The sequence below is a fragment of the uncultured Sulfitobacter sp. genome, assembly GCF_947500075.1.
Lineage (GTDB): Bacteria > Pseudomonadota > Alphaproteobacteria > Rhodobacterales > Rhodobacteraceae > Sulfitobacter.
The window spans coordinates 452763-473337 of record NZ_CANMQS010000003.1; the positions used below are offsets into that span (position 1 = coordinate 452763).

A 20575-nucleotide genomic window follows, 5' to 3' on the forward strand; every position below is an offset into this window, starting at 1 on the left:
AGCGCCTGATCATTTTGCACGACACTCTCCAAAGGCTTCCGCCCATGTTCCGCTTCTTTGAAAACCTTGTTGATCCCTATGTTGATTATCCTGAAACCAACCGCCCACCGCGGACTCTTTGGCCGTTTCTGAAAGCCTATATGGGGCCGTTCAAAACGGTGTTCTGGATCACCGGTCTGATGTCCATTGTCGTTGCGGCGATTGAGATCTGGCTGATCTATTACATGGGCCGTCTGGTGGATCTGCTGGGCACCGACCCCAGCAAGATGTGGACGGATTATGGGACAGAAATGATCCTTGTTGGTCTGTTCATCCTGCTGATCCGGCCTGCGTTGCAGGGCCTTGATGTGTTGTTGCTGAACAATGCGATCATGCCGAATGTCGGCACCCTGATCCGCTGGCGGGCGCACCGGCAGGTGCTGCGGCAATCGGTTGGGTGGTTTGAGAACGACTTTGCCGGGCGTATTGCCAACCGCATCATGCAGACCCCTCCAGCGGCGGGAGAGGTGGTATTTCAGGTCTTTGACGCGATTTCCTATTCGCTGGCCTATATGATTGGTGCGGCGATCCTGCTCAGCACTTCTGACTGGCGGCTGATGCTGCCGCTGCTCATATGGTTTGTGCTCTATGGTGCGCTGGTGCGGTGGACGGTGAAGCGGGTGGGCCCGGCGTCTCAGGCGGCGTCAGATGCACGGTCCGAGGTGACCGGGCGCGTCGTTGATTCCTATACCAACATTCATTCGGTCAAGATGTTTGCCCATCACGATCTGGAAACTGATTTCGCCAAGGAAGCGATTGAGAACGCGCGCGCGACGTTCCAGAGAGAGATGCGGATTTTCACGGTGATGGATGTGGTGCTGGTCGCGCTGAATGGTGTGCTGATCATCGGCGTTGTTGGTTGGGCGCTGGCGCTTTGGACGGTGGGAGAGGCGAGCGTAGGCGTGGTTGCGGCGGCGGCTGCGCTGACGCTGCGGCTGAATTCCATGACCGGGTGGATCATGTGGGCGCTGTCGTCGTTCTTTCGGGAGCTTGGCGTTGTGGCCGAAGGGATGGAAACAATTGCCCAGCCGATTGAACTGGTGGATGAGGCAGACGCCAAGCCGCTTGCGCTGAGCGATGGCCGGATTGAGATGACGGGCCTGACCCATCACTACGGGCGTGCGTCGGGAGGGTTGCAGGGTCTGAACCTGACCATCAAGCCGGGTGAGCGGATTGGTCTGGTCGGGCGTTCCGGCGCGGGAAAATCGACCCTCGTAAAGCTGCTTTTGCGGTTTTATGAGGCGGAGGATGGCCGGATCGAGATTGACGGGCAGGCCATTCGGCATGTGACGCAGGACAGTTTGCGGCAGGCCATTGGCATGGTGCAGCAGGACAGTTCGCTGCTGCATCGGTCGGTGCGGGACAACATCCTGTACGGCAAGCCCGGCGCGTCAGAGGCGGAGATGATCGCCGCCGCGAAACAGGCACAGGCGCATGAGTTCATCCTTGATCTGACCGATCCCGAAGGGCGCAGCGGCTATGACGCGCGTGTCGGGGAACGGGGCGTGAAACTGTCTGGCGGTCAGCGTCAGCGGATCACGCTGGCGCGGGTGATCCTGAAAGACGCGCCGATCCTGTTGCTGGACGAGGCGACAAGCGCTTTGGACAGTGAGGTTGAAGCGGCGATCCAGCAGACGCTGTATGGCATGATGGCCGGCAAGACCGTCATCGCGATTGCCCACCGGTTGTCCACAATTGCCCAGATGGACCGGATTGTTGTGCTGGATCAGGGACATATCGTTGAAGAAGGGACACATGACGCGCTTTTGGCGCAGGACGGGCTATATGCAGATTTCTGGGGCCGCCAGTCTGGCGGTTTCCTGAAACTGGAAGATGAAGACGCGTGAGCATATCAGATTGGATCAATCCGTTTCGGCCTGCAAACGGGCCGCCGCCACAGACGCTGGGCGCGTTCATGCGCTGGTGCCTGTCGGGATCTTGGCCTGTCTTGTGGCTGGCTGCAATTCTGTCCGCTCTTGCTGGCGCGATGGAAGCGGGGACGGCGTGGATATTGGGCCGGGTCATTGATGCGGCGATCACGGCGGGGCCATTGGCGTTCTTCACGCCGACAAATTTTGGGCTGATTGGCTTGGCGCTGGGGTTCTTCCTGATTGCACGGCCAGTGTTGTTTGGGCTGTCGTCGGCGTCCAATGCGATCATGGTGCAGCCGAATGTGAATCCGTTGGTTTTGTCGCGTCTGCACCGTTGGACCTTAGGTCAGACGGTGGGTTTCTTTGACGATGATTTTGCTGGTCGGATTGCCCAAAAACAGATGCAGGCGGCGCGGGCTGTGACTGATGTGGCAACCGAGGTGATCAATGTGGTTGCCTTCGCACTGGCGTCGCTGGTCGGGTCGGTGGTGTTGCTGGTGGCGATTGACTGGCGCGTGGCGATTGGGTTTGCGGTCTGGCTGGTGGCCTATTTTGCGTTGATCAACTGGTTCCTGCCACGGGTGCGGAAACGGTCGGCTGGCCGTGCGGGTGCGCGGGCCATGGTGTCCGGGCAGGTGGTGGATACGATCACCAACATCAAGACGGTCAAGCTTTTCGCCCATGCCGATCACGAAGACCGTGCCGCCCTTGGCGCGATGGAGACGTTTCGCCAGCGGGCTTTGGAATTCGGCTATCTTGCCGCCGGGTTTCGGCTGGCGTTGATGAGCCTTGCGGGGCTTTTGCCGGTGCTTTTGCTGGGCGGGACGATCCTGTTGTGGCAACGCGGGATGGCGAGCGAGGGGGACATCGTTGCTGCGGGTGCTGTGGCGATCCGCATTGCGCAGATGACCGGCTGGGTCAGCTTCACGCTGATGGCAATCTACGCCAACATTGGAGAGATCGAAGACGGCATGAGGACCCTGACGCCCCGTGTTAGGGTCGAAGATGCAGCAGATGCCGTCACTTTGGAGGTGCCTCATGGCGCCTTGGTGCTGCGCGATGTCAGCTTTGGCTATGGGCGTGATACAGGCGGTATCGAGGGGATCAGCCTTGCCGTTAACCCGGGTGAGAAACTCGGCATTGTAGGTGCGTCCGGCGCGGGCAAATCAACGCTGGTTTCACTGATTATGCGGCTCTATGAAGCAGAAAAGGGCCGGATAGAGATTGATGGCGTCGACATCCGACAGGTCACGCAACAAAGCCTGCGGCGCAACATCGGCATGGTCACGCAGGAAACCGCGATGTTCAATCGTTCTGCGCGGGAGAACATTTTGTACGGGCGGCCCGATGCAACAGAGGCGGAGATGATTGCCTCTGCCAAACAGGCCGAAGCGCATGACTTCATCCTTGAACTGCAAGACCACAAGGGGCGGCAGGGGTATGACGCGCATCTGGGCGAACGGGGTGTGAAGCTGTCGGGCGGACAAAGGCAGCGGATTGCCCTGGCGCGCGCGATTGTCAAAGACGCGCCGATTCTTGTGCTGGATGAGGCGACAAGTGCGCTGGACAGTGAGGTTGAGGCGTCGATCCAGACCGCGCTGACGCGGGTGATGGAAGGCAAGACCGTGCTTGCCATCGCGCACCGATTGTCGACGTTGACGGAAATGGACCGGATCATCGTCATGGATCGCGGGCGGATCGTGGAAAGTGGCACCCATGAGGTGTTGTTGGCGCAAGAAGGGCTCTATGCCCGTTACTGGCAACGCCAGTCGGGTGGTTTTCTTAATCTGGAAGCAGCGGAATAGACGGCTTGGGTTGTCTGGCCGCGCAGGCTATGTCGGGCCATGGATGAATTTACGATAGAACGGTTGGGCCATCACGGTGATGGGATAGCTGCGGGGCCAGTCTATGCCCCCGGCACGTTGCCCGGTGAAAGGGTCAGCGGTGTGTTGGACGGCCAGACATTGTGCGATGTGCGTATCCTTGAACCCTCTGACCAGCGTGTCAGCCCGCCGTGCCGGCACTTCAAGGCCTGCGGGGGGTGTCAGTTGCAACATGCGGCGGATCCGCTGGTGGCAGAATGGAAGGTTGATGTGGTGCGTCATGCGCTGCAAGCGCAAGGGTTAGAGACTGTTTTGCGCGAAATCGTGACCTCCCCTGCGCAGTCGCGCAGACGGGCGACCTTCGCCGCAAAGCGCACCAAGAATGGGGCCATGGCGGGATTTTTCGGTAGGGCGTCTGGCGTGATCGTTGAAACTCCGGGCTGTACGCTTTTGCACCCCGACCTGTTGGCCGGGCGCGCGGTGGCGGAGGAACTGGCGTTGGTTGGCGCAAGCCGCAAGGCGGTTCTGGCGGTGACGATCACGCTGTCGGCCAATGGTCTGGACGTGGCGGTGGCACAGGGCAAACCGCTGGATGGACCGTTGCGCATGGTGCTGGCGCAGGCGGCAGAGAAGTTGGGCCTTGCCCGCCTGTCCTGGGAGGATGAGGTGATTGCCACACGGCTTGCCCCCGTTCAGCGTTTTGGCAAGGCGCAGGTTACGCCACCCCCTGCAGCGTTTTTGCAGGCCACCACACATGGCGAAGCGTCCCTGCTTGCTGCGGTGCGTGAGGCTGTCGGCTCCGCATCGGCAGTGGCCGATCTCTTTGCAGGCTGCGGCACCTTTGCGCTGCCCTTGTCGGAGACGGCGGCTGTGCATGCGGTGGAAGGGGACCGCGCGATGACACAAGCCCTTGATCAGGGGTGGCGAGGGGCACAAGGGCTCAAACCGCTAACAGTTGAAGCGCGTGATCTTTATCGACGCCCGCTGTTGCCGGACGAGTTGTCAAAATTCGATGCGGTTGTGCTTGATCCGCCAAGGGCGGGAGCCGAACGCCAGATTGCGGAGCTTGCGCAGGCAAAGGTGGCAGTTTTGGCCTATGTATCGTGCAACCCGGTGACCTTTGCGCGGGACGTGGCGGTGCTGGTTGCGGCGGGATACCGGCTGGATTGGGTTCAGGTGGTCGATCAGTTTCGGTGGTCCGCGCATATCGAGCTTGCCGCGCAGCTATCGCGCGAAGGTTAGGTTGATCGAACGGCCCCTGTTCACTCAATTTTGAATGCGATTCGCTATGGAGTGTGGTAGCTCGGAACAAAGGTCCGGGACGGGACCAGCGGTGAGGTACGGGACAGAACCACATGAAACGCAGATCAGTCATCCTTGGCGGCACCGCATTGGTGGCTCTCGGCGCCTGTAGCAGCAGCAAGTTCAAGCGCTACAACGGTCCCGAAGTGACCTATGTCGTGGTGAACAAGGGGGCCCGGCGGATGTATCTTCTGCATCACGACAAGGTGCTTGAGGATTATGACATCCGCTTGGGGTTCGCGCCTGTCGGCCACAAGGAAATCGAAGGCGACGGGCGTACGCCCGAAGGTCATTACATGATCGACCGACGCAATCCGAACTCCGCTTTCCATCTGTCGCTGGGCATTGATTACCCCCGCGCACATGACCTCGCCAGGGCCGAAGCCATTGGCAAGTCACCCGGTGGCGATATCTTTATCCACGGTCAGAAGGTGCCCTTCAAGAAAGACAAGGGTGACTGGACCTGGGGCTGCATCGCGGTGACCAACAAAGAGATGGAAGACGTTTATGCCATGGTGCGGGATGGCACGCCGATCCTGATCAACGCCTGAACCACCGGGACACGCTCGTGGTGGTTACTTGCCCATCACCAGCGTCCACCAGATCTTGCCATTGCTTTCCTGATGCCAAGCAAACCCCATGTTGATGGCATCGGGTGACATCAGAACACGCCGCGTGTCCGGCTGTTCCATCCAGGCGGCCAGCGTTTCAAGTTCGGATTCGTAGGTTTCCGAGATCGTTTCCCCGACCAGCTGTCCAGTGTAGCCAACGCGGCGGATCCGGTCGATGGGGGAGGAGCCGTCAGAGCCAAAGTGCCAGGGCCGGTTTTGACGCGACATGTCTTTGGCGTGGGTCGCAGCGGCAGCGTTCAGGTTCGGGTTGAGCTGAACCTGCGAAGCCCCGGCTGCGCTGCGCAGTGCATTCACGGAATCAAGCATGCGGAACTGGATTTTACCGGTGTCCCCGGCCCGGATGCGATATGTTTGCACACCAGAATTGCCGCCGCCGGTATCATCGACTGGCACACAGGCGGCGATCGCAAGGGCCAGGGCAGAGAAGATAGTAATCAGACGGATCATCGTGACGCTCCACATAATCGGGTTTCGATTCTCCTACAGTGGGACGCGTGGCAGTTCAAACGCACATCGGCGTTACCATGCCAGATGACGCGGGTTTGATTTGAAAATGCGACTTTGTGGCAATATATCCCGGAACTAATCGATTTCTGATGGAGACAGATCATGTCCGACAAGATTTTCAAGACACCCAGCCGCCGTGCGTTTCTTGCAGGCTCCGCTGCGATGGTGGCGGCACCTGCGGTGGCGCAAGACACATCCGGTGTGAATTCCGCTGCAACAACCCAAAATGAGCGTGATATCAACGAAGTGGTGCGCCGTAACATCTCCAGCTTCCGCACGCTGGATTGGCAGCCCTACTTCGACAATCTGCGCAAGGGTGCGATCCTTGTCGATATCGACAGCCGCGCGGTGCACTACTGGTCTGAAGATCAAAGTGTCTACAAGCTCTATCCTTCCTCTGTCCCGCTGACGGATGATCTGACGCGGCGCGGTCGGACACGGGTGATCCTGAAAGATCCAGAGCCGTCCTGGCGTCCGACACCGTCGATGTTGAAGCGTAACCCGGAATGGCCCCCCTACATCGGGCCGGGTCCGGACAATCCGCTGGGCACAAGGTCGCTGCACCTGAGCTGGACTTACTACCGGATTCACGGCACACACGACACGCGCAAGATCGGCCGCAAGTCTTCCAACGGCTGTATTGGGCTCTATAATGAGCATATCGAAGAGCTGTATGAGATGGCCAGTGTAGGCACGCAGGTGTTGCTTATTTGACGACATTACCCCGCATTTGGGGATGTCCTGCTGAATCCATCTTTCCAATTCTCGGGGAATACTATTTAGACGAAACTACGAGGTAAGTCTTGGGCGCGTGTTTGCACCCATGTGTACACGCCAATACTGGAGGTTATGTTATGAAAAAACTCGTTCTCGCAGCCGCATTCGCTGGTGCAGCTTCTGCTGCTTCCGCTGGCTCCCTTGCAGATCCAATCATCGAAGCACCTGTCATTGTTGAAGAAGCATCTTCTTCCTCCAATGGTATCGTGCTGCCGCTGGTTCTGCTGGCACTGCTCGCCGCTGCTGTCGCTTCTGACTAAGTCAGGCTCGACCATTACATTAAAAAAGGCGGTGTCTTTGCACCGCCTTTTTTTATGCCTGAACCGGTTTTGAAACCCAGAAATTGCTGATGAGGTATCAGTCCAGCCAGCCACGCAGGTTGTCTTCAATTGCGTTTGACAGTGCGCGGATATGCGCGTCATCGTCGTTCAGGCAGGGGATATACAGAAACTCCTCGCCGCCCGCTTCTTCAAAGCTCTCTTTGATCTCTTCGTTGATCTCTTCCAACGTCTCGATGCAATCGGCCGAGAAGGCCGGGGCACAGACAGCGATGCTCTTCTTGCCTGCTTCGGCTTGCCGCGCGACCTCTTCCACCGTGTAGGGTTGCAGCCATTCCTCGGGGCCGAACTTGGACTGGAAAGTGGTCATGATCTGGGTGTCATCCCACCCCAGCCGTTCCTTCAATAGGCGTGTCGTTTTCTGGCATTGGCAGTGGTACGGGTCGCCCTCCATCAGGTAGCGGATCGGCACACCGTGGTAGGAACAGATCAGGATATCCGGTTTCTTCTCTGCCGCCGCATAGGCTTTTTCAATGGATTGAGCCAAGGCTTCGATATAGTCCGGGCGGTCAAAATAGGGCTCTACCACGCGGGAAATGGGCTGCCATTTCTCTTTCCCCAGCGCTTCAAAGAACTTGTCGCAGGCCGTGGCGGAGGTCGCACCAGCGTAGTGCGGGTAGAGAGGGAAGAACAGGATCTTTGAACATCCCGCTTTCGTCAGCGCTTCAACCTTGGACTGGGTGGATGGATTGCCGTAGCGCATACAGAAATCCACAACGACATTGTCGCCATAGCGCTCCTGCATCGCTTTCTTGATCTTGGCTGTCTGTGCCTTGGTGATCGTCATCAGCGGGCTTTCGCCCTCTTCCTCATTCCAGATGGATTTGTAGGCTGCACCACTTGTGAAGGGGCGTTTGCTGAGGATGATCAACTGCAACAGCGGCTGCCAGAGCCAGGGGCTGTAGTCGATCACGCGGCGGTCAGACAGGAATTCGCCCAGATACCGGCGCATCGACCAGTAGTCATAATTGTCCGGTGTCCCGAGATTGGCGAGCAGGATGCCCACTTTTTGCTGGGGCACGACCGGATGGTCGGCGCTGGCGTGTTCCGGGCGGGCGGCCTGCATTTGGATGTCCTTGAGCATATTCATGTCGTGTCACATAGCCAGTAATCGCGCAGGGTCAATTGCGCAACTTTGTCTCATTTGTCCCAAGCGCGTCTGCAAGGCTCTTTTTGGCGCTGCCGGGGCGCAGGGGTTGGGGTTGGCTGGCGTCGGGTGCCCAACCGGTCAGGAACACCAGTTCAAAGGTTGCCGTGATGCGGCCCGCCCCCGTGCCGAAGTGGGTTTGATAGAGCTCTGCCGCCGTTTCAAACACCGCGCGGCGTGTTGGTTGGCGCAGGCGGGCGGCCAGCGCATTGGTTTCGCCCATCGCCCGCAGATCGCGCATCAGATGCCAAGCGTCCGCATATTCGACCGTCAGCGGCATGGCATCGGCCACCGGTAAAGCAAATCCGGCGCGTTGCAGCAGCGCCCCCTGATCGCGCAGATCCGCCATCGGGGCCACGCGCGGCGACAGCCCGCCGGTGACGGTGCTTTCTGCCTGACCCAGACAGGCCCGCAATTCGGTCAGGGTCTGACCACCCAGCGAGACGGTCAACAAAAGTCCATCCGCGCGCAGTGCGCGCCGACACTGGATCAATTGCCCAACCGGATCATTCGCCCAATGCAGAGCCATCGCGTGGATCACCAGATCATGGCTTTGCTCGGACAGCGCGATGGTCTCCGCCGCTTCAATTGCAGTTTGGGGAGAGAAACGGCTTTGCCATGGCTCCACAAAGCCGGAGACCAAAGCCGCGTCTGTAAACGACTTGTTAACCACTGCCAGCCGATCCTCAATTTCATCCGCAGCGGCGTCATGCAGGAACAGTCCCTGCGCCGTGGCGCGGGATCTGTTGCGGGCAAGTGCGGCAAGGTCGGTCAATTGGGGCGGATGGGTCATGGGCATCTGATATGTCGATATTGAGCGGACTTCAAATCGGGTTGGACACGCTGTACCCCGCGCGCTGTCTGGGATGCGGCGATGTGGTGGACAGTGATTATGGTCTTTGTGGGCCGTGCTGGCGGGATACTGCGTTCATTGGCGGCCTGATCTGCGATTGCTGTGGCACGCCGCTGCCGGGGGATGCCTCTGATCAGGGTCAGAGGTTGCGCTGTGACCAATGCATGAAAGAACCACCGCCCTGGACTCAGGGTCGGGCGGCGCTGATATATGGCGATACGGGGCGCAAGCTGGTGCTGGCACTCAAACACGGGGACCGACAGGAGATTGCGCAGCCGGCCGGGCTCTGGATGGCGAATGCGGTACGCGATGTTGTTGCGGAAGAGGCGTTGATCCTGCCGGTGCCGCTGCATTGGCAGCGCATGATCAAGAGGCGGTACAACCAATCCGCATTGCTGGCCAAGGCACTGGCGACAAGGCTTGGTCTGTCCTGGGCGCCGGATGTGTTGCAGCGCGTCCGGCCAACGCCGTCGCTTGACGGGCTCAACCGGGTTCAACGGGCGGATGTTCTGGCCGATGCGATCCGGGTGCATCCGCGACGTCGCCACCGGATTGCGGCGCGCCCGGTTGTGTTGGTGGACGATGTGATGACCTCAGGCGCAACACTTGCCGCCTGTACACGGGCGTGTCTGGAGGCGGGCGCGGGTCCCGTAAAAGTCGTCACCCTTGCGCGCGTTGACCGGATGACACTGGCGCGCGGGGACAAAGACACCTAAATCCAGTCCTTAACAACGACGTTGAAAGGACCGGGTCATGAAACCTGTGGAAATCTATACCTCGCCTCTGTGCGGGTTTTGCCATGCCGCCAAACGCTTGCTGACCCAAAAGGGTGTGCGCTTTGACGAGGTGGATGTGCTGGCCAATCCAGACCGCAAGCCTGAGATGATCCAGCGGGCAGGCGGCAGCCGGACGGTGCCGCAGATTTTCATTGGCGACGATCATGTCGGTGGCTGTGATGAGCTGCACGCGCTGGAGCGGGCAGGGAAACTCGACGCCCTTTTGGCCGCGTGATGCGGGGTGCGATCCTTCAGCTGAACGTGACGGACGATCCGGTTGCGAACCTTGAGACGACGTTGGGGTTCCTCCGCGCGGCTGTGGCGGGCGGTGCTGAATGTGTCCTCACACCGGAGGTTACGAATTGCATTTCCACAAGCGGCACGCATCAACGCGATGTTTTGCAGGCGGAAGCGGATGACATCACCTTTGCTGCGCTGCGTGCGGAGGCCAAGGCATCCGGCATCTGGCTGATGATCGGTTCGCTGGGGTTGAAGACCGGGGATGCGGACGGGCGTTTTGCCAATCGGTGTTTCCTGATCGGGCCGGACGGCGCGGTCGTGGCGAAATACGACAAGATCCACATGTTTGATGTGGAGATCAGCCCAGAAGAGACTTGGCGCGAATCGGATGCCTATCGCCCCGGTCAGCAGGCTGTCGTGGCAGAGACACCCTTTGGCAAAGTGGGTCTGAGCATCTGTTACGACGTGCGTTTTCCCATGTTGCATCAGGCTCTGACCGATGCGGGCGCGCAGATCATCACGGTGCCTGCGGCGTTTTCACCTGTGACCGGAGCTGCGCATTGGCACGCCTTGCTGCGCGCCCGCGCGATTGAGACGGGGTGCTATGTCATTGCGCCTGCACAGACGGGCACGCATGCCAGTGCCGCGCACAAGACCCGCGACACATATGGGCATTCTCTGGTCATCTCTCCCTGGGGAGAGGTGCTTTTGGACGCAGGGACGGTGCCGGGCGTTTACAAGTTCGAACTGGATATGGGAAAAGTAGCCCAGACGCGGCAGCGTGTGCCAAGCATGGCCCACCGCCGCCCTTTTGAAGGACCCTGAACGGGGCTTTGACATGAACGAAGACGGGACAACGCTGGCGATCATGCTCTTCAGTGAAATGCTGGCGGCGGATCAATCCGTGCGGGCGCGCCTCACCCGTGTCTTGCCCAAGGGGATGGAGATTTCGCATTTTTCGGTGCTGAACCATCTTGCGTGGAGCGGGGATGAAAGCAGCCCCGCCCGTCTGGCAGAGAAGTTCAATGTCACGCGCGGGGCGATGACCAACACGCTCAACAAGCTGGAATGGTCAGGCTACGTGCACATCCGGCCCGATTGGGATGATGCGCGCCGCAAGATGGTGGCGATCAGCCCGGCGGGACGGCGGGCGCGGGACGCTGCGCTGAATGCGCTGACGCCGATGATTGATCAGGTTGTCGAGGATTTGGGCGAGGATAATGTGCGCGCCGCGCTCCCGATCCTGCGGGAGTTGCGCAAACGGCTGACGTGAGGGGTGCTTGCACCATCTTTGTTGGTTGGTGATGGGTGCAAGCACCCATCCTACGCGGGGCGCAGGCTCGCGGTGACGTAGTTTACAGACAAGTCGCGGTCTGACAGCTTCCATGACCAGGAGATCGGGTTGAACACGAACCCCTTGCGGTCCACCGGCTCCAACCCAGCCTGCGACATCAGGTCAAACAGCTCATCCGGGGTGATGAATTTCGACCATTCATGGGTGCCTTTGGGCAGCCAGCGCATCACATGCTCCGCCCCGATGATCGCCATCATATACGATTTTGGATTGCGGTTGATGGTGGAGCAGACATGCAGGCCACCCGGTTTCAACAGGTCATGGCAGGCGCGCAGGTAATCGATGGGAGAAGCGACATGTTCGACCACTTCCATGTTCAGCACAGCGTCGAATTTCTCGCCCGCGGCCGCCATGTCTTCGGCAGTCGTATGGCGGTAATCAATGGTGAGCCCGGATTGTTCGGCATGGACTTGCGCCACGGGAATGTTCCGCTCTGCCGCATCAGCACCCACCACATCGGCGCCCAGCCGCGCCATGGGTTCGGCCAGTAGCCCGCCACCGCAGCCGATGTCGAGAATGCGCAACCCGGCAAAGGGTTTGTCTGCCTTCAGATCCCGGTCAAACTCCCCGGCAATCTGGCTGGTGATATAGTCCAGCCGACACGGGTTGAGCATGTGCAGCGGCTTGAATTTGCCGTTCACATCCCACCACTCGGCGGCCATGGCTTCGAATTTGGCGATCTCACCGGGATCGACTGTTGTTTGTGTGGATTGCATACCGCACTCCTATGTTCTTTGGCGTCTTGTGGGGTATATAGGGCAGTGATGGATAAGTTTCCCGATCAAAAGCGCGCAGTTCAGTATCTGTATCCGCCTGTTGACCCGTTTGATCAGCGCATGCTGGCCGTCGGGCAGGGCCATCAGGTCTATGTGGAGCAATGTGGCAACCCCGGCGGCATCCCGGTTCTGGTGCTGCACGGCGGTCCCGGTGGCGGGTGCAGCCCGTCAATGCGGCGCTATTTTGATCCTGCAAAATATAGGGTTATCCTGTTTGACCAGCGCGGATGCGGGCGGTCGCGGCCCCATGCGTCAGTGACGGACAACACCACCTGGCATCTGGTGGCGGACATCGAAATGATTCGGGCAGAGCTGGGGATTGATCAATGGATCGTCTTTGGCGGCTCCTGGGGTGCGACACTTTCGCTGATCTATGCGCAGACCCACCCGGACGCGGTGCGCAATCTGGTTTTGCGCGGTGTGTTCCTGATGACAAAGGCCGAACTGGATTGGTTCTATGGCGGCGGCGCTGGGCGGTTCTGGCCGGAAGTGTGGAAGCGGTTTACCAGCATCATTCCCGAGGATGAGCAGGACGATCTGATCGCGGCCTATCACCGGCGGCTGTTTTCGGGCGATATTCCGATGGAGCAGCGGTTTGGCAAGGCGTGGGCGGCTTGGGAAAACGCACTGGCATCAATCCATTCGGCCGGTGCCGTGCACGAAGGGCCTGCGGAATACGCACGGGCGTTCTCACGGCTGGAGAATCACTATTTCACCAATGCGGGCTTTCTTGAGTTCGATGGGCAGATCCTTGCCCATATGAACCGGATCAAGGACATCCCCGGTGTGATTGTCCAGGGCCGCTATGACATGATCTGTCCGCCATCCAGCGCCTATGAGTTGTCAGAACGCTGGCCTGCCTGTGAGTTGAAAATGGTCCGCAATGCAGGCCACGCCTTGTCAGAGCCGGGAATATCGGCAGAATTGGTGCGCGCCATGGATAGGATCGCCGCCCAATGACAACCCGCCGTTCGCATATCGACAGACGTGCGCTGTTTACCTCAGCCGCCGCGATGGCGTTGCTGGCGGCGTCCGGCGTGTCGGCTGCGGGTGCGCCGCAGCGGGGCGGACGGATGCGGATGGCGCTGTCGGGCGGCGCGCGGGGCGACAGTTGGATGGCGGGCGATGGGCTGTTCATGCAGGTGGCGCGGCAGGGGATGGTGTTTGATACATTGACCGAACGCGCAGCGGACGGCGTGCTGCGGGGGGAACTGGCGACGGGTTGGTCCTCCTCCGATGGCGGTCGGGTCTGGCAGTTCGACCTGCGGGCAGGCGTGTTTTTCCATGATGGTCAGCCGTTTACCGCGAAAGACGCTGTGGCCAGCCTTGCAGCGTTGCGCGGCGCAAGAGTGGAAGCGGTTGATCCGCTGACCCTGCGTGTGACCCTGGACCAGCCCAGTGCCTCGTTGCCGCTGCTGCTGGCGGAACCTGAATATATCATCCGTCCTGCCCATGCGTTTGAGGATGGGATTGGCACGGGCCTTTACCGTGTGAAACGCTTTATCCCCGGTCGGCAACTGCTGACGGTGCGGGTTGAGGCGCATTACAAGGACGGCGCTGCCGGCTGGTTTGATGAGGTGGAACTGACCTCTATCCCGTCCGAGCAGGTTCGGGGTGAAGCGCTGGGCGGCTATCTGGTAGACGCGGTGGATACGCGAGATGTCGATGGTGTGAGAGCGCTGCCCGATGTGATGCTGTCGCCCGATGCGCGGGACGTGATGCAGGCGGTTTCCACAAGCGTTGCACAACCCGCGCGGGTCAGCGCGCTGCGCCCGCTTGATGATCTGCGCGCGGCGGAGCGGTGGTGGTTTGTCTGAGAGTGGGCGCGTTAGTATCTTGTGCTTGACTCGGCGAAAAATTAATTGCAGCAGACTTGACGAGCGTCGATTCGGTGTCTACCTGTAAGACATACCGGCTAACAGCAGGTCTGTTAGTTCAAGGGCTGTGATCACGAGAGTGGCGCAGCCCTTGCTGTATTTTACAAGTATAGATAGCGTTCTATTATGAGAGCTCGCGTTTACATTGATGGTTTCAATTTCTACTACCGTCGCTTGAAGAAATCCAAAACCAAATGGACAGACCTCAAAAAGCTCTCATACGAGGTTTTATCAGAAGGTGATATTATTGATTGTATTAGGTATTTTACAGCAGATGTGAGTCCGCGTGCGGGAGATCCGAGCGCGCCACATCGCCAAGAAACCTACTTTCGTGCACTAAAGACCATTCCGGAACTTACAATTCACAAGGGCAAGTTTTTGACAAAGACAATTACCCGTCCGCTTGTCAAAGATGGTGTGACGATGGTTACGGTGCACGACACTGAAGAGAAGGGATCTGATGTAAATCTTGCTTCGCATCTCTTGATGGATGCGTTTAGCGAGTCTTTTGATGTTGCTCTCGTATTTTCTCAAGACACAGATCTATTAGAACCATTGAGGATGGTTACTCAAGAATTACAAAAGACAGTCGTTCTGGCGTGGTTTGAAAACCCCCAACCGGGCAAGAAACATCGGCAAGCAGTTTCAGCGGTAAGAAATATTTCGGATGGTATGCTCCGCCGATCGCAGTTTCCAAAGACAGTTCTGGGACAAGGTGGCGTGAAAATTCATAGACCCGAAAGCTGGGACTTCGATAATTAGGTATCTATGCTTGCAGTTCGCGGCCCTCCTCCGTATATGACCCATAACAGCGGCACGTTCGGGTCCAAACCAAACGCTCCACCGACCGACACAAACGGGCCGCGCGCCCGTTTTTTTGTGCCTGAAAGGCTCCGCCCCGCAATGTCCAACGACCTGATTGCAAAAGCTGCCATTGACCGCCGCATGGCGGAGATCATCACACCCGTGATCGAGGATCTCGGGTTTGAACTGGTGCGCGTGCGGTTGATGTCGGGCAAGAACACCACGTTGCAGATCATGGCTGACAAGCCTGAAGGTGGCATCGAAGTGGATGATCTGAGCGTCATCACCCAATCCGTGGGTGCAGTGCTGGACGTGGAAGATCCTATTCTCGACGAATACACGCTTGAGGTTTCATCCCCCGGCATCGACCGTCCCCTCACGCGGCTCAAGGATTTTGAGCAGTTTGAAGGGTATGAGGCCAAACTGGAAACGCTTGAGTTGATCGAGGGCCGCCGCCGGTTCAAGGGTGAACTGGCAGGGGTTGAGGGCGATGAGGTGCTGATCAACGTGGCCGAAGGCACGCTGGGGCTGAAATTCGATTGGCTGTCGGACGCCAAACTGGTCCTGACCGATGAGCTGATTGCCGAAATGCTGCGCCAACGCAAAGCGTCGGGCGCGATCGACGAAACGAAGTTTGACGAGATTTCTGAAGACGAAACACCGGACGAAAAAGCCGAGGGAGACACTTGAATGGCCATTACATCTGCCAACCAGCTTGAACTGCTGCAAACCGCTGAGGCGGTCGCGCGGGAGAAGATGATCGACCCCGGTCTGGTCGTCGAGGCGATGGAAGAATCGCTCGCCCGTGCGGCGAAGTCGCGCTACGGCGCGGAGATGGACATTCGCGTGAGCATCGACCGGAAGACGGGTCGGGCGACATTCACCCGCGTGCGCACCGTGGTCGAGGAAGAAGAGCTTGAGAACTATCAGGCGGAATTCACCGTTGAGCAGGCCAAGCAATACATGGAAAACCCCGAGGTCGGGCAGGAATTCATCGAAGAGGTTCCCCCGGTTGAGATGGGCCGCATTGCCGCGCAATCTGCAAAGCAGGTGATCCTGCAAAAGGTGCGCGAAGCCGAGCGGGATCGCCAGTACGAGGAATTCAAGGACCGCGCGGGCACGATTATCAACGGTCTGGTCAAGCGGGAAGAGTACGGCAACGTCATCGTCGACGTGGGTGCCGGCGAAGCGATCCTGCGCCGGAACGAGAAGATCGGCCGCGAATCCTACCGCCCCAATGACCGCATCCGCGTCTATATCAAGGATGTGCGTCGGGAGCAGCGTGGGCCGCAGATTTTCCTCAGCCGGACAGCGCCTGAATTCATGGCGGAACTGTTCAAAATGGAAGTGCCAGAGATTTACGACGGTATCATCGAGATCAAAGCCGTTGCCCGTGATCCCGGTTCACGTGCGAAGATTGCCGTGATTTCCTATGATGGTTCGATTGATCCTGTTGGTGCCTGTGTGGGTATGCGGGGTTCGCGCGTGCAGGCCGTTGTGAACGAATTGCAGGGCGAAAAGATCGACATCATTCCATGGAATGAAGACCAGCCAACGTTCCTTGTGAACGCGCTTCAGCCTGCCGAGGTCTCCAAGGTGGTTCTGGACGAAGAAGCGGGCAAGATCGAAGTTGTCGTGCCGGAAGAACAGTTGAGCCTTGCGATTGGCCGTCGTGGTCAGAACGTGCGTCTGGCATCGCAGCTGACCAACCTCGACATCGACATCATGACAGAAGAGCAGGAAAGCGCGCGCCGTCAGGCGGAGTTTGAGCTGCGCACGAAGCTCTTCATGGACACGCTCGATCTGGACGAGTTCTTTGCCCAGTTGCTGGTTTCCGAAGGGTTCACCAACCTTGAAGAAGTGGCTTACGTCGAAGTGGACGAACTGCTGGTCATTGACGGTGTGGACGAAGACACCGCGAACGAGTTGCAGGCGCGTGCCCGTGACGTGATTGAAGCCAAGAACAAAGCGGCGCTGGATGCGGCCCGTGCATTGGGTGTTGAGGACAGCCTTATTGAATTTGAGGGTCTGACACCCCAGATGATTGAGGCATTGGCGAATGATGACGTCAAAACCCTCGAAGATTTTGCGACATGTGCGGATTGGGAACTGGCCGGTGGCTGGACAACCGTGGATGGGGAGCGTGTGAAGGATGACGGTGTTCTTGAACCGTTCGATGTCTCCCTTGAAGAAGCGCAGCAGTTGATCATGACCGCACGTGTGCTTCTGGGCTGGGTTGATCCGGCGGAGTTGGAAGCACAGGCCGAAGCCGAAGAGGGCGAAGAAGCCGAAGAAGGTCAGGAGGCCGAGGCCTGATCGCAGGCCTCGGGTTACCGGGATGGGACGCGGTGGCGCGACCAAAGACCGAAGCGACGGTCCTGAACGCAAGTGCCTTGTCACGGGCGAGGTGCATCCAAAGCAAGGTTTGGTGCGTTTCGTTGTGGGGCCGGAGGGGCAGGTTGTGCCGGATGTACTGGGCAAGCTGCCCGGTCGGGGCATGTATGTCACTGCGGATCGCGACATGATCGCGCAAGCGGCGAAGAAGAAGCTGTTCTCGCGCGGGGCAAAGGCACAGGTCAGCGTGCCGGAGGACCTTGTGGCAGAGGTCGAACGGCAGCTGGCGCGGCGCGTGGTCGATCTGATCTCGCTCCAGCGTAAGGGCGGTCGGGCCGTGGCAGGCTATGAGAAGGTAAAGGGTTGGCTTCAAACGGAAGAAGCCGAAGTGCTGATACAGGCCTCTGATGGGTCCGGGCGTGGCAAGTCAAAGCTGAGCACGCCGCATTACGGACATTACATCGGCTGGCTGACGGCAGATGAATTGGGTTTGGCATTCGGACGCCAAACTGTGATACATGGGGCGCTGGCCTCTGGTGGACTCACCTCACGTGTTGTAGAGGAAGCCCAACGGTTGCGCGGACTGCGCGAAAATAAGACTGGCAAGGGCCAGTCGGAAGGATAGACGAGCTACATGAGCGATAGTGACGGCAAGAAAACATTGGGTCTGCGCGGAGCTGCTCCGCGGCCTGGCAACGTAAAGCAAAGCTTTAGCCATGGGCGGACCAAGAACGTCGTGGTCGAAACCAAGCGCAAGCGCGTTGTGGTGCCCAAGCCGGGTGCCGCAAAGACAGGGTCGGGCGGTGCGCCTGTGGGCAATCCATCCAAGCGTCCTGCGGGCATTACCGATGCGGAGATGGAGCGTCGCCTGAAGGCCGTTCAGGCTGCAAAGGCCCGCGAGACGGAAGAAGCCGCTGCCCGGCAAGCGGAGGAAAAAGCGCGCGCTGAAGATCGTGAGCGCCGCCGTGCGGAGCAGGAAGCCAAGGAACAGGCGGAGCGTGAGCGTGAGGAAAACCTCAAGGCGAAAGCCGAAGAGGACGAACGCCGCAAGAAAGAAGCCGAAGCTGCGGCGCAGGCCGCTGCGGCACCCGCAGAACCTGTTGTTGCGCGCCAGCCCAACAAATCGGCACCCGCGCCCGGTAACGCGCAGCGGAAAACGGACCGCGACCGCGAAGACACCAACAAGAAAAACCGTCAGGGCGACGACAGCCGCCGTTCCGGCAAGCTGACGCTGAACCAGGCGTTGCGCGGCGGCGAAGGTGGCCGCCAGCGGTCCATGGCGCAGATGAAGCGCCAGCAGGAGCGCGCCCGTCAGAAAGCCATGGGTGGTTCGGTTGAGCGTGAAAAGGTTGTGCGTGATGTGCAGTTGCCCGAGGCGATTGTGGTTTCCGAACTGGCCAACCGCATGTCCGAAAAGGTTGCTGACGTCGTGAAGGCGCTGATGACCAACGGCATGATGGTCACGCAAACCCAGACGATTGACGCCGATACCGCCGAACTGATCATCGAGGAATTTGGCCACAAGGTTGTCCGCGTGTCGGATGCCGACGTTGAGGACGTGATCAAGGAGATTGAGGACGACGACAAGGATCTCAAGTCCCGGCCCCCGGTCATTACGATCATGGGTCACGTCGATCACGGCAAGACATCGCTTCTGGATGCGATCCGCAATGCGCGGGTTGTGGCCGGCGAAGCGGGCGGGATCACGCAGCATATCGGTGCCTATCAGGTGACAACCGACACTGGTGCGGTTCTGTCCTTCCTCGATACACCGGGTCACGCGGCGTTTACGTCAATGCGGTCCCGTGGGGCGCAGGTGACAGATATCGTTGTGCTGGTTGTTGCGGCGGATGACGCCGTGATGCCGCAGACCATTGAAGCGATCAACCACGCCAAGGCGGCTGACGTGCCGATGATCGTGGCGATCAACAAGATCGACCGGCCTGCGGCGAACCCCGACAAGGTAAGGACCGATCTGCTTCAGCACGAAGTGATCGTGGAGAAGATGTCAGGCGATGTGCAGGATGTCGAAGTCTCTGCCATCACCGGCGAAGGTCTGGACAAACTGCTGGAAGCCATCGCGCTTCAGGCGGAAATCCTTGAGCTGAAAGCGAACCCTGATCGTGCCGCCGTTGGTGCCGTGATCGAGGCGCAGCTTGACGTGGGTCGCGGCCCGGTCGCGACGGTTCTGGTTCAGAACGGTACGCTGCGTCAGGGTGATATCTTTGTTGTGGGTGAGCAGTACGGCAAGGTGCGGGCGCTGGTCGATGATACGGGCAACCGCGTCAAGGAAGCCGGACCATCCGTACCCGTCGAAGTGCTGGGTCTGAACGGCACACCCGAAGCGGGTGACGTTCTGAACGTGACCGACACCGAAGCGCAGGCGCGCGAGATTGCGGAGTATCGCGAGAAAGCGGCCAAGGACAAACGCGCCGCTGCGGGTGCGGCGACCACGCTGGAACAGCTGATGGCGAATGCCAAGGCTGATGAGAACGTGAGCGAACTGCCCATCCTGTTGAAAGCCGACGTGCAGGGGTCTGCCGAAGCCATCGTTCAGGCGATGGAGAAAATCGGCAATGACGAAGTGCGCGTGCGCGTGCTGCACCACGGTGTGGGTGCGATCACGGAAACGGACGTTGGTCTGGCCGAAGCCTCCGGCGCGCCGATCCTTGGCTTTAACGTCCGGGCGAATGCTTCTGCACGGAACACGGCGAACCAGAAGGGTGTGGAGATCCGCTATTACTCGGTCATCTACGACCTTGTGGATGACGTGAAAGCCGCCGCCTCCGGTCTGCTCAGCGCGGAGATCAAAGAGAACTTCATCGGATACGCAAGTATCAAAGAGGTCTTTAAGGTCACGGGTGTGGGCAAGGTTGCCGGTTGTCTTGTTACCGAAGGTGTGGCGCGGCGGTCTGCCGGTGTCCGCCTGCTGCGCGACAACGTGGTGATCCACGAAGGCACGCTGAAAACGCTCAAGCGTTTCAAGGATGAAGTGCCGGAAGTGCAGTCCGGTCAGGAATGCGGCATGGCGTTTGAGAACTACGATGATATCCGCCCAGAGGATGTGATCGAGATTTTCGAGCGCGAGGAAGTGACCCGCACGTTGACCTGATCCGCACCACGCG

21 protein-coding genes are annotated in these 20575 nt (G+C 59.2%); 17 read left to right on the forward strand and 4 right to left on the reverse strand.

The window, feature by feature from the left end; genetic code table 11:
* Nucleotides 1–44 precede the first annotated feature (44 nt).
* The 4 genes from Q1A91_RS12090 (at nucleotide 45) to Q1A91_RS12105 (ending at nucleotide 5586) form a co-directional block, all read left to right on the forward strand.
* The gene (locus Q1A91_RS12090) at nucleotides 45–1886 is read left to right on the forward strand and encodes an ABC transporter ATP-binding protein (protein ID WP_299877327.1); all 1842 of its coding nucleotides are present in this window, start codon (nucleotides 45–47) and stop codon (nucleotides 1884–1886) included.
* Nucleotides 1883–3715, forward strand: coding sequence for an ABC transporter ATP-binding protein (locus tag Q1A91_RS12095; RefSeq protein ID WP_299877330.1), 1833 nt, complete (start codon nucleotides 1883–1885; stop codon nucleotides 3713–3715). The genes Q1A91_RS12090 and Q1A91_RS12095 overlap by 4 nt, the downstream gene beginning before the upstream one ends.
* A gap of 39 nt (nucleotides 3716–3754) precedes the next feature.
* Entirely contained in the window at nucleotides 3755–4975 is a 1221-nt protein-coding gene (locus tag Q1A91_RS12100; protein WP_299877333.1) for a class I SAM-dependent RNA methyltransferase, read from the forward strand.
* Between the two features lie 113 nt (nucleotides 4976–5088).
* Nucleotides 5089–5586, forward strand: coding sequence for a L,D-transpeptidase family protein (locus tag Q1A91_RS12105; protein ID WP_299877336.1), 498 nt, complete (start codon nucleotides 5089–5091; stop codon nucleotides 5584–5586).
* Between the two features lie 24 nt (nucleotides 5587–5610).
* Here the strand turns inward: Q1A91_RS12105 and Q1A91_RS12110 are convergent, their stop codons facing one another.
* On the reverse strand, nucleotides 5611–6114 hold the full coding sequence (locus Q1A91_RS12110) for a CAP domain-containing protein (RefSeq protein WP_299877339.1): 504 nt from the start codon (nucleotides 6112–6114) through the stop codon (nucleotides 5611–5613).
* A 162-nt stretch (nucleotides 6115–6276) separates the two neighbouring features.
* On the opposite strand from Q1A91_RS12110, the gene Q1A91_RS12115 reads away from it, so the two are divergent.
* Together Q1A91_RS12115 and Q1A91_RS12120 are read left to right on the forward strand one after the other, a co-directional pair.
* The gene (locus Q1A91_RS12115; RefSeq protein ID WP_299877342.1) at nucleotides 6277–6888 is read left to right on the forward strand and encodes a L,D-transpeptidase; all 612 of its coding nucleotides are present in this window, start codon (nucleotides 6277–6279) and stop codon (nucleotides 6886–6888) included.
* A gap of 140 nt (nucleotides 6889–7028) precedes the next feature.
* Entirely contained in the window at nucleotides 7029–7211 is a 183-nt protein-coding gene (locus tag Q1A91_RS12120) for a hypothetical protein (protein WP_299877345.1), read from the forward strand.
* A 97-nt stretch (nucleotides 7212–7308) separates the two neighbouring features.
* Here the strand turns inward: Q1A91_RS12120 and hemH are convergent, their stop codons facing one another.
* Together hemH and Q1A91_RS12130 are read right to left on the reverse strand one after the other, a co-directional pair.
* Complete coding sequence (gene hemH, locus Q1A91_RS12125) at nucleotides 7309–8355, reverse strand: ferrochelatase (RefSeq protein ID WP_299877759.1); 1047 nt, start codon at nucleotides 8353–8355, stop codon at nucleotides 7309–7311.
* Between the two features lie 55 nt (nucleotides 8356–8410).
* Nucleotides 8411–9229, reverse strand: coding sequence for a methyltransferase domain-containing protein (locus Q1A91_RS12130; protein WP_299877348.1), 819 nt, complete (start codon nucleotides 9227–9229; stop codon nucleotides 8411–8413).
* A gap of 11 nt (nucleotides 9230–9240) precedes the next feature.
* On the opposite strand from Q1A91_RS12130, the gene Q1A91_RS12135 reads away from it, so the two are divergent.
* From Q1A91_RS12135 to Q1A91_RS12150, 4 genes are read left to right on the forward strand one after another with little or no spacing between them, the layout of a single operon-like run.
* A complete protein-coding gene (locus Q1A91_RS12135; protein WP_299877350.1) occupies nucleotides 9241–10005 on the forward strand; it encodes a ComF family protein in 765 nt (254 codons plus the stop codon).
* A gap of 37 nt (nucleotides 10006–10042) precedes the next feature.
* Nucleotides 10043–10300 (forward strand): glutaredoxin 3, encoded by a 258-nt coding sequence (gene grxC, locus Q1A91_RS12140; protein ID WP_299877353.1) that lies wholly within the window; start codon nucleotides 10043–10045, stop codon nucleotides 10298–10300.
* Nucleotides 10300–11130 carry a carbon-nitrogen hydrolase family protein gene (locus Q1A91_RS12145; RefSeq protein ID WP_299877356.1) on the forward strand — a complete coding sequence of 277 codons (831 nt, stop codon included), beginning with the start codon at nucleotides 10300–10302 and terminating at the stop codon, nucleotides 11128–11130. Before grxC ends, Q1A91_RS12145 begins: the two co-directional genes overlap by 1 nt.
* 13 nt (nucleotides 11131–11143) lie before the next feature.
* The gene (locus Q1A91_RS12150; RefSeq protein WP_299877359.1) at nucleotides 11144–11578 is read left to right on the forward strand and encodes a MarR family winged helix-turn-helix transcriptional regulator; all 435 of its coding nucleotides are present in this window, start codon (nucleotides 11144–11146) and stop codon (nucleotides 11576–11578) included.
* 50 nt (nucleotides 11579–11628) lie between these two features.
* On the opposite strand, the gene ubiG is transcribed toward Q1A91_RS12150, so the two are convergent.
* Nucleotides 11629–12375, reverse strand: a complete 747-nt coding sequence (gene ubiG / locus Q1A91_RS12155; RefSeq protein ID WP_299877362.1) for a bifunctional 2-polyprenyl-6-hydroxyphenol methylase/3-demethylubiquinol 3-O-methyltransferase UbiG — start codon at nucleotides 12373–12375, stop codon at nucleotides 11629–11631.
* A 48-nt stretch (nucleotides 12376–12423) separates the two neighbouring features.
* On the opposite strand from ubiG, the gene pip reads away from it, so the two are divergent.
* The 7 genes from pip to infB all read left to right on the forward strand — a co-directional run bounded on the left by pip (nucleotide 12424) and on the right by infB (nucleotide 20562).
* Nucleotides 12424–13395 carry a prolyl aminopeptidase gene (pip, locus tag Q1A91_RS12160; protein WP_299877365.1) on the forward strand — a complete coding sequence of 324 codons (972 nt, stop codon included), beginning with the start codon at nucleotides 12424–12426 and terminating at the stop codon, nucleotides 13393–13395.
* Nucleotides 13392–14252, forward strand: coding sequence for an ABC transporter substrate-binding protein (locus tag Q1A91_RS12165; RefSeq protein ID WP_299877368.1), 861 nt, complete (start codon nucleotides 13392–13394; stop codon nucleotides 14250–14252). The genes pip and Q1A91_RS12165 overlap by 4 nt, the downstream gene beginning before the upstream one ends.
* A gap of 186 nt (nucleotides 14253–14438) precedes the next feature.
* Nucleotides 14439–15074 carry an NYN domain-containing protein gene (locus Q1A91_RS12170; RefSeq protein WP_299877371.1) on the forward strand — a complete coding sequence of 212 codons (636 nt, stop codon included), beginning with the start codon at nucleotides 14439–14441 and terminating at the stop codon, nucleotides 15072–15074.
* A 141-nt stretch (nucleotides 15075–15215) separates the two neighbouring features.
* Nucleotides 15216–15806 carry a ribosome maturation factor RimP gene (rimP, locus tag Q1A91_RS12175; protein ID WP_299877374.1) on the forward strand — a complete coding sequence of 197 codons (591 nt, stop codon included), beginning with the start codon at nucleotides 15216–15218 and terminating at the stop codon, nucleotides 15804–15806.
* Complete coding sequence (gene nusA, locus Q1A91_RS12180; protein WP_299877376.1) at nucleotides 15807–17432, forward strand: transcription termination factor NusA; 1626 nt, start codon at nucleotides 15807–15809, stop codon at nucleotides 17430–17432.
* Nucleotides 17433–17454: 22 nt separating this feature from the next.
* On the forward strand, nucleotides 17455–18075 hold the full coding sequence (locus Q1A91_RS12185) for an RNA-binding protein (RefSeq protein ID WP_299877379.1): 621 nt from the start codon (nucleotides 17455–17457) through the stop codon (nucleotides 18073–18075).
* Between the two features lie 9 nt (nucleotides 18076–18084).
* On the forward strand, nucleotides 18085–20562 hold the full coding sequence (gene infB / locus Q1A91_RS12190) for a translation initiation factor IF-2 (RefSeq protein ID WP_299877381.1): 2478 nt from the start codon (nucleotides 18085–18087) through the stop codon (nucleotides 20560–20562).
* The last annotated feature ends 13 nt before the right edge of the window (nucleotides 20563–20575 follow it).

Bases quoted from the DNA above. Each gene is read 5' to 3' on its own strand.
- Q1A91_RS12090 (WP_299877327.1), top strand. From the start codon at position 45: ATGTTCCGCTTCTTTGAAAACCTTGTTGATCCCTATGTTGATTATCCT.
- Q1A91_RS12100 (WP_299877333.1), top strand. From the start codon at position 3,755: ATGGATGAATTTACGATAGAACGGTTGGGCCATCACGGTGATGGGATA.
- Q1A91_RS12105 (WP_299877336.1), top strand. From the start codon at position 5,089: ATGAAACGCAGATCAGTCATCCTTGGCGGCACCGCATTGGTGGCTCTC.
- Q1A91_RS12110 (WP_299877339.1), bottom strand. From the start codon at position 6,114: ATGATCCGTCTGATTACTATCTTCTCTGCCCTGGCCCTTGCGATCGCC.
- Q1A91_RS12115 (WP_299877342.1), top strand. From the start codon at position 6,277: ATGTCCGACAAGATTTTCAAGACACCCAGCCGCCGTGCGTTTCTTGCA.
- Q1A91_RS12120 (WP_299877345.1), top strand. From the start codon at position 7,029: ATGAAAAAACTCGTTCTCGCAGCCGCATTCGCTGGTGCAGCTTCTGCT.
- hemH (WP_299877759.1), bottom strand. From the start codon at position 8,355: ATGCAGGCCGCCCGCCCGGAACACGCCAGCGCCGACCATCCGGTCGTG.
- Q1A91_RS12130 (WP_299877348.1), bottom strand. From the start codon at position 9,229: ATGACCCATCCGCCCCAATTGACCGACCTTGCCGCACTTGCCCGCAAC.
- Q1A91_RS12135 (WP_299877350.1), top strand. From the start codon at position 9,241: ATGTCGATATTGAGCGGACTTCAAATCGGGTTGGACACGCTGTACCCC.
- grxC (WP_299877353.1), top strand. From the start codon at position 10,043: ATGAAACCTGTGGAAATCTATACCTCGCCTCTGTGCGGGTTTTGCCAT.
- Q1A91_RS12145 (WP_299877356.1), top strand. From the start codon at position 10,300: ATGCGGGGTGCGATCCTTCAGCTGAACGTGACGGACGATCCGGTTGCG.
- Q1A91_RS12150 (WP_299877359.1), top strand. From the start codon at position 11,144: ATGAACGAAGACGGGACAACGCTGGCGATCATGCTCTTCAGTGAAATG.
- ubiG (WP_299877362.1), bottom strand. From the start codon at position 12,375: ATGCAATCCACACAAACAACAGTCGATCCCGGTGAGATCGCCAAATTC.
- pip (WP_299877365.1), top strand. From the start codon at position 12,424: ATGGATAAGTTTCCCGATCAAAAGCGCGCAGTTCAGTATCTGTATCCG.
- Q1A91_RS12165 (WP_299877368.1), top strand. From the start codon at position 13,392: ATGACAACCCGCCGTTCGCATATCGACAGACGTGCGCTGTTTACCTCA.
- Q1A91_RS12170 (WP_299877371.1), top strand. From the start codon at position 14,439: ATGAGAGCTCGCGTTTACATTGATGGTTTCAATTTCTACTACCGTCGC.
- rimP (WP_299877374.1), top strand. From the start codon at position 15,216: ATGTCCAACGACCTGATTGCAAAAGCTGCCATTGACCGCCGCATGGCG.
- nusA (WP_299877376.1), top strand. From the start codon at position 15,807: ATGGCCATTACATCTGCCAACCAGCTTGAACTGCTGCAAACCGCTGAG.
- Q1A91_RS12185 (WP_299877379.1), top strand. From the start codon at position 17,455: ATGGGACGCGGTGGCGCGACCAAAGACCGAAGCGACGGTCCTGAACGC.
- infB (WP_299877381.1), top strand. From the start codon at position 18,085: ATGAGCGATAGTGACGGCAAGAAAACATTGGGTCTGCGCGGAGCTGCT.